Origin of the sequence: Lutimonas sp., assembly GCF_051011215.1 — a bacterium.
In the GTDB taxonomy this organism is placed as follows: domain Bacteria; phylum Bacteroidota; class Bacteroidia; order Flavobacteriales; family Flavobacteriaceae; genus Lutimonas.
Window position 1 is genome coordinate 63,481 of record NZ_JBPCUJ010000132.1, and the last position, 13,261, is coordinate 76,741.

Consider the following 13,261-nt stretch of genomic DNA (forward strand, 5'->3'; position numbering starts at 1 on the left):
TAATGCAATGACCCAGGTCATCATATTGAATGGTTTAATCTAAGAATCTGCTTTAACAAGTTTTCTTTTTCTATAAATTGAAGGAACCACACCGAATTGTTCCTTAAAACAATTCCTAAAATATTTCAAGTCATTAAACCCTACTTCGAATGCTACTTGTGAAATATTCATTTCACCCTGATCAATTAGCTTAGCAGCTCTGTTTAATCTTACTTTTCTCACAAATTGATTAATCGAAAGTCCTGTCAGCGCTTTTACTTTTCTGTAGAGAGAAGATCGACTAAATCCAAGATTCTTCGCCAATTCTGGAATAGACTGATCCTTGCCATCAAATTGTTCAATGATCAATTGTTCCATTCGATTCAAGAATTTGTCTTCCAGAGGTTCTGGTATTGTACTAACAGACTCTTCCTTGTTGCCTTGATAATGTTTTATCAGTTTCACCCTGTTCAAAAATAAGTTTTGAACCCGTGCCTTTAAAAAAGCTGAATCGAAGGGTTTTGTAATATAGGCATCAGCACCTAAATTCATACTTTTTAATTGATTTTCACTTTCAAGTTTTGCCGTCAAAAATACAATGGGAATATGACTTGTTTGACTTCTGTTCTTTAATTCTTCGCAAAGTTCTGTTCCTGATTTATTAGGCATCATAATGTCAGAAATAATCAGATCGGGAATATATTTTAAGGCCATTTCAATTCCTTGCTGCCCATCTTTTGCAGTGATAATCTTGTATTGACCTGATAAGATATCAGATACATAGCGCACCACGTCCTGATTGTCATCAATGACAAGTATGACTCTGTCATCTTTTTCAATTCTATCAACCGTTGATTTTTCAGGTAAAGAAGAGCTCTTTAAAAATGGTTTTCTAACTACATAACGATTATTAGTTAAAAATTCTACATTCTCCATTCCTTCATAGTGCGACTTTGATTTATGAAGATAGATACTAAATTGAGCACCCATACCCAATTTACTCTTCGCTTCTATTCTACCGCCGTGAAGATCCATCAATTTTTTGCAAAGCGCTAATCCAATGCCAGTACCATCAATTACTTCATCCAAATCGCTATGGAAATAGAGATCAAAGATAGAGGACAAAGCTTCATTGCTAATTCCCGGGCCAGAATCTTTAACCGAAAGAACAATCCAACCTTCCTTTTCTTTAATTATCATTCTGATGAAACCTCCTTGAGGAGTATACTTGAACGCATTGGACAAAATATTGTTGATGACCAATTGAATCTTTTTGTAATCAAACCAAATTTCTGATAGCCCACTTTCTTTCAATTCAAATTTTATGGACTTTTGATTGGCATAAAATCCAAAATTTGAATGAATTTCAGAAACAAAATTATCAAAAGAATACTGTCCTATTTCCAGGTGATTATGTTCCGTTTCTGTTTTTCTAAATTCAAGCATTTTGTTGATCAATTCCAATAATACGTTTGAATTTCTTTTGATCATATGGAGCTTTTCAAGTTTAGATTCGTTCTTTTCTGTTCGAATCATGTCTTTTACAGGCCCTAAAATCAGGGTCAATGGAGTTCTCAATTCATGAGAAAAACTAGTAAAGAACCGAAATCTCTCCTGGTTAAGGTCTGCTTCCTTTTGTCTGAGTTTTTTCTCATAAAATAAGGAGTTTCTTAATTTAATCTGTCTTCCATAATACTTGGCAATCATGATTAAAACCGCAATTATGACCGCGCCATAAATTAATATGGCCGGCCAAGTTAACCAAAATGGAGGTCTTATAATTACTGTTATCTCCTTTAGCAAACCTAATTCCCCCGAATCTTCAACAATTGCAACCTGAAATAAATAATCGCCTGGAGGTATATTTCTATAAACGGCAGCGGTTGACTTCCCAACAAAATTCCAGTCTTTGTCAAAATGGTTAAGTTTATAGGCATAATTCAAATCCTGTGCAAACGGTAAACTCAGGCCCACATAAGATAAGGTAATGTCGTTTTGATCATGAGACAGAGTTAATAAATTTGCTTCTGAAATGTTGGTTTTAAGCGGACTTTCCTTGTCCTTTGTCGTCACGGATACTGATTCATTAAATAATTTAAAATCTGTGATGAGAATTTTCTCTGGAAGATTTCTTTTCAAGGCCCACTCAGGATAGAAAATATTCATCCCGTTGATACCTCCAAAAACGAGATAACCATCATTTGAAAGGAATCCTGAATTATTATTGAATTGCCCAGCCTGAATACCACTGCTGCTCTTATATTGAATGATATTTCCCGTGTCTCTATTCAGCATATTAACTCCGTCATTGGTACTAAGCCATATGTTTCCTTCATGATCTGGAACAATGGACTGAATCGTGTTATTTGTAAGCCCATTTACTTCTGTAATTTGTTCCAAAGTATCATTTTCAGGATCAAATTTCAACAGTCCTTTATATCGAGTTCCTATCCAAATTTGATCCTCAGTGTCAATATACAAACTGAATATTATATGACTATCGATCTTTTGTATTTCAGGATATTCTTTAAGAGTATTTGAAGCTGGATCGAAGGATAAAAGACCATTTCCGAAGGTTCCCAGCCACAAGGTTCCATTGCCATCCTCTGCAATAGTTCTTATATCTATCCAACCAACCTCTTGCATGAATTCAAAATCATCTGAATCTTCATTATAACGTTGTAAACCACCTCCATTGGATCCAACCCATATTCTTGCACTGCTATCCTCAAAAATAACCCTGACATCATTACTATTGATACTTTCGGGAAGGTAACCCGTCATGTAATTTTTAAATTGGTTTTTATCAACATGATACTTACTGATCCCCCCTGCATATGTACCTATCCAAACATTCTGTTTACTGTCTTCCAATAGGGTTAATATGGCATTATCACTAAGCGAATTTACGTTATCCAAATCATGTTTAAAGTGCTTTGTTTCGTTTGAAACAGGATCAAACAAAACAAGTCCGTCTCCATCTGTTCCTAACCATAACTTTCCATCCTGGGTTTGATTAATGCCCCAAACACTTTGTGTTTCCTTTAAGTTATCCTCAGTCAATTTTGGATAATAATGAATAATTTCACCTGATGGTTGGACGATATCAACACCCCCCTTGTGGCTACCAATCCAAATATTACCCTGATCATCTTCATATAAATAATTGACGGTTCGATGGTGAACGCTCTCATCGGTTCCGTTAGGGGCATGGCCCTTGAAAACAGTGCTTTGTTTATTTGACAATAATTCACGTCTTAGTGTCTTTACAATTCCGGCATTTCGCGTTCCAAACCACAATTCTCCATTGGAATGTTCGAATATGCTCAAAATATCATTATCGACAAGATGAGGACTGTTTTCCATGGAAATTAAGGTGTAGGAATCATCCAATGTATTATATATGGTCAATCCTTTATCCGTTGCTATCCATAAAAAACCTGATTGATCAAGATAGATATCGTTAATCCTGCCTGAGGGAGTGATTGTATTCTCTCCAGACCCAAAGTTTTTCACAGAACCATCTTTAAGATCAATCTTACATATTCCACTATACCAAGTGGCCACCCATAAAGAGTTTTCACCCTGAATTTCTATATCAGAAATAAGAAAAGATGCCAGAGGATCATCACTATTAGGACTAAAATTACGGATAAATTCTTCTCCGTTAAAAACATCTAATCCACCCCCATAAGTACCTATGTAATACATACCATCAGCTCCCTGAGTCATTTTGGTTACACTATTATAACTCAATCCATCATCAACTGTATAGGTATCAAATCGTTCAAAGGTAGGGTCATATTTGTTCAAACCCTGATCAGTCATGATCCAAAGTTTACCATCCTTGTCTAAAAACAAAGACTGTACAAAATTGTTCGAAAGACCATTGTGCTCTTTGAGTGACTCTTTATAATATCGGTAGTTCATTCCGTCATAGCGACAGAGTCCATCATTTGTTCCAATCCATATAAAACCCAATGAGTCCTGAACTATTGCATTTACAGTGTTATTAGGCAAACCATCTTCCACATTTAACGAATGAAATTTAAGTTTTGCCGGTAATCTTGATTGGGCCAAAATCATTGTTGGAACCCCAATCAAAAAAATGAATATAAATAGATAAGTACGTATCAAATTATTTGTAATAGGATCTTGTTTAAATATGGTTTTTCACCAAATGTATTAATTTTCCATTCAAATAATATTAATATTTAACCGATAATATGATTTGGTTAATATACCCCTTCTATTTGAACAAATTATACAGTATTAATCTTCCTTATTGATTCTAATTTAGTCCTTGATAAATCTCAAAATAAACAAACATCATGATTAAAAAATTATTCACAAGGGGATTTCTTAGCCTGGCTATTTTATCTTTTATGCTCATCTCATGTAATGATGACGATGATTTTGACAACAATGTGATTCCTGAATTTCCGGATTTTCCGACTAGTATTTCCAGTGCTCCTGGACATGAATTTATTTTTGAAGGTCTGGTCTCGGACGGGATTGGAATTGAAAGTGTTGAAATGCAATATCCAGAATGGTTTCTCGATAAGGCAATTCAGTTTGATAATGCACCAAAGGAGTATTTATTAAAATATAAATTTCTCGTCCCTGATGAAGAAACTCCGGAATCTTCTCATACCATTAAAGTTTCAGTTACCAATATTGCAGGTAATAAAGTGACACACGATGTGGTAGTGACTTTGGACATGGATGTAATAAAGCCTGAAATTGAGGTCATTTCTCCGACACCGGGTACTTCCGTGGCCAAAGGAGATAATGTGCTGCTTCAGATCAATGTTACCGATGATAAATCTCTTGACTCCATATTTGTATATAATGAAGCTTTTGGAATTGACATGAAGCTTAAGATGGAAGAAGGAACAACCAGTTATCAAATTGACGATTCATTTGATGTTCCTGCAGATGCAGTTGAAGGCACACAGATATTGGCTTTACGTGCAGTTGATAAGGCTGGTAATTCTCAAACAGGTAGTACAGCTGTTATCGTTGGTGAAAAAAATGAGATCAACCAAATGTATGCCGTAGGTGGCTCTATGTGGTGGGAGTGGGATGTCAGTAAAAGCTCACAGATGTGGAAGGATCCTGACAATGAAGATTGGTTTGTCCTAGAGTTTTACTACTGGACGGGTTATGGAATCAAGTTTGTAGGTCAATTGGACTGGGCACCAAATAACTGGGGACTGGATCCCAATGATGAAACCAAAATGATCAACTCTGATGACAGTAAAGAGATTAACTTCCCTGATGGTGATGGGTACTACAGAGTTAAATTCAATCCATATACATTAGAATATACTTATGAGTTAATGACCGTTGACGTTGAAGTGAAAAATGACATGTATATCGTAGGAAACGGATATCCTGATTACCCAAATCTTGACTGGAACCCTGATGGCGCTATCAAAATGGATGCAGATCCATGGGGCAATCCCTACGTCTTTACGGCATGGATTCAGATATCTGATGATACAAGTTTGAAATTCATTGGTCAAAACGATGGATGGTCTCCTTATGACTGTGGTTTTGAAGAAGGGGGCGAAATGACATTCCCGATCAACTATGTGAAGAACAAAGTTGGGGATGGAAGTTCTGACTTAAAGTTCTTAGGACAAGCAGGCTGGTACTTTATCACCTTTGACTATTTCTTATTACGTACCACTATTCATTATTATGAATAAAATGTGTTACTGTTCAATTCAATTGTCTGAATTCGATTTGTTTTTTCAGAGCGTTTCAGACAGTTGAATACAGTTTCATTATCTAACCTTTTGAATTAAAAATTTCATATGATGAAAGCAATAAAACACATTGTAATAGCATCTTTTATGCTATTAATAAGCCTGGCTAACGCCCAGGAAAAACAGATAACCGGTTCTGTAACTTTTGACGGAGAACCAATTCCGGGAGTCTCAATACTAATTAAAAACACCTCGATTGGAACCGCTTCTGACTTTGACGGGAATTATGCGATTACTGCAAGCAACGGTGATATCTTGGTATTTTCTTATGTTGGTTTCACTCCTCAGGAATTTACCGTGGGAACTGATACAACTATTGATGTAAGTTTAATTGAGGATGCTCAAGAACTTGAAGAGGTCGTCCTTATTGGTTATGGAGCCATTAAAAAGAAGGATATGAGCAGTGCCATTTCAACTGTAAAAGGAGAAGAACTTTCCAAAAGAGCAGTTACCAATATTCAAGATGCCCTTGCAGGCCAATTGCCCGGTGTTCAAGTTCAATCTAGTGGAGGGCAACCAGGTTCAGAGGGAACCGTAACAATTCGTGGACTTTCAACGTTGAACAACAACACACCATTGTATGTAGTAGACGACGTGCCTTTAGATGATATTAATTTCTTATCTCCAGATGATATAGAAAGTGTTCAGGTCTTGAAAGATGCATCTGCTTCTGCAATTTTTGGATCCAGAGCTTCCAATGGAGTTATTATTATTAGAACAAAACAAGCAAAAATTGATCGCTTAACAGTTAATATCAATGCAAATGGAGGGCTTCAAAGTGTTGCTAAAAAGCCATCCTTAGCTGATGCCACTGAATATGGGCGTATCATAAATGCTTCCTTAGAAAATGATGGCAACAGTCCGCTATATCCAAATCCTGAAGAATTGGGCACAGGGACCGACTGGTGGGATGAAGTTACTCAATCTGCTCCAATGAGCAATTTTAACGTCAATATTACCTCTGGTTCAGAAACCATGAAAATATCAACGGGTGCGACACATCAATATCAGGATGGTATCATTAAGGGCAGTGATTTCCAAAAATGGAACGTTCGTCTTAATACAGAATTCAAACTAGGAAAAAAAGTTACTATTGGAGAAAATTTTACCCTGGCAAATTCGCAAACAACCAATGGACCTAATCTGGTTTGGGATGTTCATAGACTAGAGCCTGTAACAGACCCTTACCTTCCTGATTATGAACAAGTAGGGCTTAACGAATTTAGTATTTTCTCACCAACCATTACTGATGTACCAAATGCTCTTGGTCAATTGGCCAGGTCATTTAACGAAGATAATTACACCAGAGTTGTGGCCAATTTCTATATCAACTGGGAAATTATTGAAGGCCTGTCATTTAAGTCTCAATATAACATCTATTTCAGTTCGTTCGAAAACAATTGGTTTGAACCTGATTATTATATAGAGGAAACTGATAAAAGAGATGTTAATAAGGTTAGCAGAACTCATAACAACAGAACCAATACCACCTGGAACAATATTCTTACCTATCAAAAAGATTTTGATAAGCATCATTTAAATGTGATGGGCGGTATTATTGTTGAATCGAGAGAGCACAGAACATTGTATGGAGAAGGTGAAAATGTCCCGAACAATACAGAATCTCTGCGATATCTTGATGCAGCAACTGAAGCCTTTTACACTTCTGGAAATAACGAAAACTACAATCTTATTTCATACCTGGGAAGGGCTTCCTATGATTTTGACAATAAATATTTAGTAACGGCAACAGTAAGGGCTGATGGCTCATCATTGTTCCCGGAACAGAACCAATGGGCTGTTTTTCCTTCAATTTCTGCTGGATGGGTTATTTCAAATGAAAGCTTTATGGATAATACCGATTGGATCAATCTTTTAAAGATAAGAGCCGGATATGGTCAAATTGGAAATGACAATAGGAATTCTCTACCTAACTCAGCAAAACTTACAACCATCGGAAATGAATACTATACCTCAGGAGCGGGTCAAAATACCTTGATTGGACAAGCACCTGATAATGTAGGCAATTCGGATCTATTATGGGAAACTGTTGAAGATATAAACCTTGGATTAGACCTTTCATTCTTTAATTCTGAACTAGGTGTCAATCTAGACGTGTATTCACGAACTACTACTGACATGATCATGGAAAAGAGCATTCCTCTTTATCTTGGAGCAGGTTTTATTTACCAATGGGCCAATGTTGGAAGTTTTAAAACCAATGGGGTTGATTTGGGAATTAATTACCGACATGATTTTAATGAGTTTAAGACCAACTTTATATTGAACTTAACTCACTATAATGCTAAAGTGACCAATTTGGCCGACGGAGAAGCCATATGGGATGGGAATCACCAACGCTTAAATAGTCTTGCACGCACTGCTGAAGGTATGGCTCCTGGCCAATTCTACGGCTATGTAGCTGATGGAATTTTTCAAAACAGAACAGAAATCAATAGTCATTCTGACGAATTCGGAAACATTATTCAACCTTTCGCTCAACCGGGAGATATGCGTTTTAAAGATTTAAATAATGATGGTCAGTTAACTGATGATGACAGAACTGAAATAGGAAATCCAATTCCTGATCTAAGTTTTGGTTTCACCATGAAATTTGAATACAGAGGGTTTGACCTGAGTACTCTGTTCACGGGAGCCTATGGTGGAGATATGCTAAATGCAGCAAAACCTTACTTGAATTCGGGAGCCGGCAACTATAATTCTTATGCCGGACTTTATGATGCCGCCTGGGATGGTGAAGGAAGTACAAATTCGCAACCCAGATTATCCAATGATGATCCAAATCAAAATTTCAGGTATTCTAGTTATTATATCGAAGACGGTTCATTTATCCGATTAAGAAACATTCAACTTGGATACAGATTACCTCAAAGCACACTGGAAAGAGCCAACTTAACTAATTTCAGAGTGTTCTTGACTGGTGAAAATGTATTTACGGCAACGTCATTTAGTGGTTTAGATCCTGATATAGGAGGAACCGCGACCCTTCAGGGTGTTGATTGGGGACATTACCCCCTACCGCGTATTTTTAACATAGGTGTAAACATTGCCTTTTAATGAATTAAATTCTAATAAGATGAAACAGATATCATATAGTATTTTAACCTTAATTCTATTGCTGAGCGGATGTTCAGATTATATAGACAACGAAGTGACAGGAAAGCAAAATCTTGATAGTTTTTATTCAAACTATTCGGAATGCGACGGAGCCATCATAGGATGTTATTCTACACTTAGTCCACAGGACTGGTGGGAAGTTGATTTTTTCTGGCTGGTAGGTGATGCCAGCTCGGATGACGCATTCAAAGGAAACAACAATGAAGGGGATCAACGTGACTTTGGAAACCTTGCAGATTTTAATATCAACTCTTCTAATGAATGGGTCGAATACAAATGGAGGTTTTCATATCAGGGAATTTACCGATGTAATTTAGCCATGGAAAGAATTCCGGAAGCTCCTATTTTACAGGAAGAAATTGACGGATTGATAGCAGAAGCCAAATTTTTAAGAGCTGTATTCTATTTTGAACTGGTAAAAAACTTTGGCGGAGTTCCCTTGTTAACAGAACCTATTTCAATACAGGAAGCAAACCTTACAAGGTCCTCAGAAGCAGAAATTTGGAGTCAAATTGAATTAGATTTAAAAGATGCCGCTAATTTCTTGCCAACGAAGAGCCAAATTTCTCCGGACAAAATAGGTCGAGCTACCAAAGGAGCGGCGTTAGCCTTTTTAGCAAAAGCATACCTTTATCAGGAAAAATTTAGTGATGCCTATGATTATGCAGAACAGGTGGAATTACTGAACGAGCATAATCTGAATGATTCTTTTGAAAATGTTTGGAGTATTAGCAACCCAAATGGAAACGGATCAATTTTTGAAATTCAGCATTCTTATGACGACATTTATTACTCAGGAAGTGCCTTGCCTGTTCTATCGAGAAGTCGTGCGGACGGTGGATGGGGTTTTTGTACTCCAAGCAGTCATCTGGATAACTTTATGGGCGATGATCCAAGAAGGGTTCATACCATTATCCGTGAAGGAGAGTATGTGGATGAAGAACATCCTGCTTATGACACTGACCCGGATCAGAATATGACTGGTAGAATTAATAAGAAGTATTATCTTTCTTTTGATGAAAGGCCACCAAAAGATGAACACGTTCGATCAGGTCTAAATCACATTCTTTTTCGATTTGCGGATTTATTATTGATAAAAGCAGAAGCAGCTTATCATGTTGGAAATGAAGGTGAAGCCTTGGCTGCCATCAATAAGGTACGGGAACGAGCAGGTGTTGATGAAATAAATGCTGCTGGACCTGCTCTGCTTACAGCTGTTTTTAACGAAAGAAGGCTTGAACTAGCTATGGAAGGACATCGCTACTACGATTTAAAGAGATCTGGCAGACTACAAAGTGCCATGGAATCTTTCTTAAATTACAATATCAATGAGAGTACCGATCTTTATGATGCAGGAAATGACGAAGGAAAGTATTTCAATGCCGGCATTCATAATTTATTTCCAATTCCACAAACAGAAATTGATCTCTCAAACGGAGACATTCAACAAAATCCTGGCTATTAATCATTAAGTATCATTGTAATACTATGAAAAAAATTAAATTAATACTAAAAACGCTCACCTTCTTTATTTTTGGAATAATTCTCTTTGGCTGCGGTAACGGGTCTTCTGAAGAGGAAGATGGAGGTGGCAGTCAACCACCGAACAGTTATTTAGAAGTGCAGGTAATTCCAACCGGAGGACATCAAAGTATTCACAGTTTCGGAGCTTCTGATGCCTGGTCAACGCAATTTGTTGGTAAAAACTGGCCGTTGGATAAAAGAAATAGGATAGCAGATCTACTTTTTAGCAGAGAATTAAAAGCTGATGGCAGTCCTAAGGGCATTGGTTTGAATAGCTGGCGTTTTAATATAGGTGCAGGTAGTGCATCACAGGGAAGTCCCAGCGGGATTGATGATGAATGGCGCCGGGCAGAATCATTTATGACAGATTCGGGCTATGATTGGACTGCCCATGAAGGCCAACGATGGTTTCTACAAGCGGCCAAACTGAGAGGTGTAGATCATTTTACAGCTTTTTCAAATAGTCCGCCTATTTACATGACTAAAAATGGAAAAGCACATTCATCTGGGGGTGCCTCTTCTAACCTGAATCAGGATAAATACGATGACTTTGCTGAGTTTTTGGCGGCAGTCATTGAGAACTTGTATAGTAATGACGGAATTCAATTTAACTATATTTCACCTTTTAATGAGCCTCAATGGGACTGGACGGGAGGCCAGGAAGGCAGTCCTTGGTTAAATGATGAAGTAGTTGAAGTGACGAAGGTTTTAAATGAAAAACTAAATCAGTCCTCATTAAATACCAAAATTGAAATAGCTGAAGCTGGAAAACTGAATTATCTCTATGAGAATGCAGACAAACCGGGACGAGGGGATCAATTGAATACATTTTTTGATCCAAATTCAACTGCTTACCTTGGTAATTTAGAAAATCTCGCACAAAAAATCGCTGGTCACAGTTATTATTCTACATATGGAACAAGTACCCTTTTGAGCACTAGAAAAAGCGTATTTAATAAAATGAATCGACTAGATCCAACAATGGAGTTCTGGATGACGGAGTATTGTCTGCTTGAAAACAACGAGGAAATAGAAGGAAATGGCAGAGATCTTGGTATTGATCCTGCTCTTTATCTTGGCAGAGTAATGTACGCGGATCTTGCTGTTGCCAACGCTTCCCATTGGAGTTGGTGGCTAGCCGTAAGTCCTTATGATTATAAAGATGGTCTTGTTTATATTGATCCGGACAAGAACGATGGCACTGTTTATGAATCAAAGATTTTATGGGCCATGGGACATTATTCAAGATTCATCAGAGAGGGATATCAACGAGTTGAAATTAAAAGGTCAGATAATCAATCTTTAGAACAATCCATCAACGGCTTATTGATCTCCGCCTATAAGTCACCTGATAGTACCAAGGTGGTAATAGTGATGGTAAATCAAAGAAGTATAGAAATTCCTGTAAAAGTAAAAATTGAAGGAAAACCAACATATGATGCAAAAGTATTCCAAACCACGGCCTCAAAAGATGAAAACCTTCGATATAAAGGAACAATTTCAGGAGAAGACGTTTGGAAGGTACCCGCAAGAAGTATGGTGACCTTTGAAATTCAATAAATCAATTATAATATATGAACAAATTACAATTGATTCGAGGTGTATTCCTTCTAGCGCTCATATTTTTCAACCATTCATGTAATAAAATTGAGCCAACAAAAAAGAAAGAAAACAAAAGCATCACACAAGTAGAGTCAAAAATAGATTCTCTTTTTAAAATTACTGTTGACAAAAATCAAATTCCTGGAGCAGTTGCCTTGATTAAGCATAAAGGAAAAATTATTTTTCATCGTGCTTATGGTCACAGGAACAAAGAGCTTGGTCAAGAGCAGGACACGATGGATATTTTTCGTCTCGCTTCAATGACCAAAGGATTGACTGCTGCTGCCATTCTGCAATTGAATGAAAAAGGACTTCTTGACCTCGATGATGATATTGCAAAATATCTACCAGAGTTCAAAGACCTGATCATTCTTGATTCTGTTCACCAGGATTCTTCATTTTCAGGACATCAAACCAATTCACATATAACGGTTAGACAATTATTGACTCATTCTTCTGGAATAGGATATGGTTTTCAAAATGATCAATATAACAAATTAGTATTGCATCAAGATGTAAGCGAAGGTTTTTGTCAAGACAACAGGACCTCTCGACAGAATACCAGAAAAATAGCCTCCTTGCCATTAATGCAGGAACCGGGGAAAAGCTTCATCTATAGTTTAAGTTATGATGTTCTTGGAACTTTGATTGAAGTTGTGTCTGGAATGCGTTATGATTATTATATTAAAGAGAATCTACTGGAGCCTCTTCACATGCAAAATTCGTATTTTATTATTCCTAAAGAATCAAGAGAAATGTTAGTGCAAGTGTATGAGCCTTCTGAAGACGGTAAAAAATTACTACCGGCTAGCTATAGTGATATTGAGTACCCCTTGATGGAGAGCAGACAGTTTTATTCAGGTGGCGCCGATTTATGTGGAACCGCTGAAGATTACACCCACTTTATTCAAATGATTATGGACGGAGGAATCTATAAAAACACTAGAGTGTTATCAGAAAATTCTGTTAAAATGATGCTAAGCAAACAGACCGAATTTGATGATGGTGATTCCGATCAAGGCTTTTCAACATGGGTAACTAATTCAAAAGGTGCCGAAAACGGTTTTATGTCAAAAGGTTCGTTTGGATTCGGAGGCTTCTTTGATACCTATGGCTGGGCGGATCCACATTTAAACATGAATGCCATCTTACTCTTGCAAATGTATCCGAATAATCAGGTTGATATCCATGGAAAATATCAAAAATTAGTTTATGAATTAATTCATCAATTAAAGTAAAAACAA

Annotated in this window: 6 protein-coding genes; 5 read left to right on the top strand and 1 reads right to left on the bottom strand. The window is 37.0% G+C overall.

All coding sequences use genetic code 11. The features are described from left to right. Positions 1 to 39: 39 nt before the first annotated feature. Positions 40 to 4,059, bottom strand: a complete 4,020-nt coding sequence (locus ACR2MV_RS12835) for a hybrid sensor histidine kinase/response regulator transcription factor (RefSeq protein WP_434022319.1) — start codon at positions 4,057 to 4,059, stop codon at positions 40 to 42. A gap of 251 nt (positions 4,060 to 4,310) precedes the next feature. On the opposite strand from ACR2MV_RS12835, the gene ACR2MV_RS12840 reads away from it, so the two are divergent. The 5 genes from ACR2MV_RS12840 to ACR2MV_RS12860 all read left to right on the top strand — a co-directional run bounded on the left by ACR2MV_RS12840 (position 4,311) and on the right by ACR2MV_RS12860 (position 13,255). Continuing rightward, positions 4,311 to 5,693, top strand: coding sequence for a DUF4625 domain-containing protein (locus tag ACR2MV_RS12840; protein WP_434022320.1), 1,383 nt, complete (start codon positions 4,311 to 4,313; stop codon positions 5,691 to 5,693). A 108-nt stretch (positions 5,694 to 5,801) separates the two neighbouring features. After that, positions 5,802 to 8,831 (top strand): SusC/RagA family TonB-linked outer membrane protein, encoded by a 3,030-nt coding sequence (locus ACR2MV_RS12845; protein ID WP_434022321.1) that lies wholly within the window; start codon positions 5,802 to 5,804, stop codon positions 8,829 to 8,831. Between the two features lie 19 nt (positions 8,832 to 8,850). Continuing rightward, positions 8,851 to 10,356, top strand: coding sequence for a RagB/SusD family nutrient uptake outer membrane protein (locus tag ACR2MV_RS12850; protein WP_434022322.1), 1,506 nt, complete (start codon positions 8,851 to 8,853; stop codon positions 10,354 to 10,356). A 23-nt stretch (positions 10,357 to 10,379) separates the two neighbouring features. After that, a complete protein-coding gene (locus tag ACR2MV_RS12855) occupies positions 10,380 to 11,975 on the top strand; it encodes a glycoside hydrolase (RefSeq protein WP_434022323.1) in 1,596 nt (531 codons plus the stop codon). A 14-nt stretch (positions 11,976 to 11,989) separates the two neighbouring features. Continuing rightward, positions 11,990 to 13,255 carry a serine hydrolase domain-containing protein gene (locus tag ACR2MV_RS12860; RefSeq protein WP_434022324.1) on the top strand — a complete coding sequence of 422 codons (1,266 nt, stop codon included), beginning with the start codon at positions 11,990 to 11,992 and terminating at the stop codon, positions 13,253 to 13,255. Positions 13,256 to 13,261 lie beyond the last annotated feature (6 nt).

Bases quoted from the DNA above. Each gene is read 5' to 3' on its own strand.
- ACR2MV_RS12840 (WP_434022320.1), top strand. From the start codon at position 4,311: ATGATTAAAAAATTATTCACAAGGGGATTTCTTAGCCTGGCTATTTTA.
- ACR2MV_RS12845 (WP_434022321.1), top strand. From the start codon at position 5,802: ATGATGAAAGCAATAAAACACATTGTAATAGCATCTTTTATGCTATTA.
- ACR2MV_RS12850 (WP_434022322.1), top strand. From the start codon at position 8,851: ATGAAACAGATATCATATAGTATTTTAACCTTAATTCTATTGCTGAGC.
- ACR2MV_RS12855 (WP_434022323.1), top strand. From the start codon at position 10,380: ATGAAAAAAATTAAATTAATACTAAAAACGCTCACCTTCTTTATTTTT.
- ACR2MV_RS12860 (WP_434022324.1), top strand. From the start codon at position 11,990: ATGAACAAATTACAATTGATTCGAGGTGTATTCCTTCTAGCGCTCATA.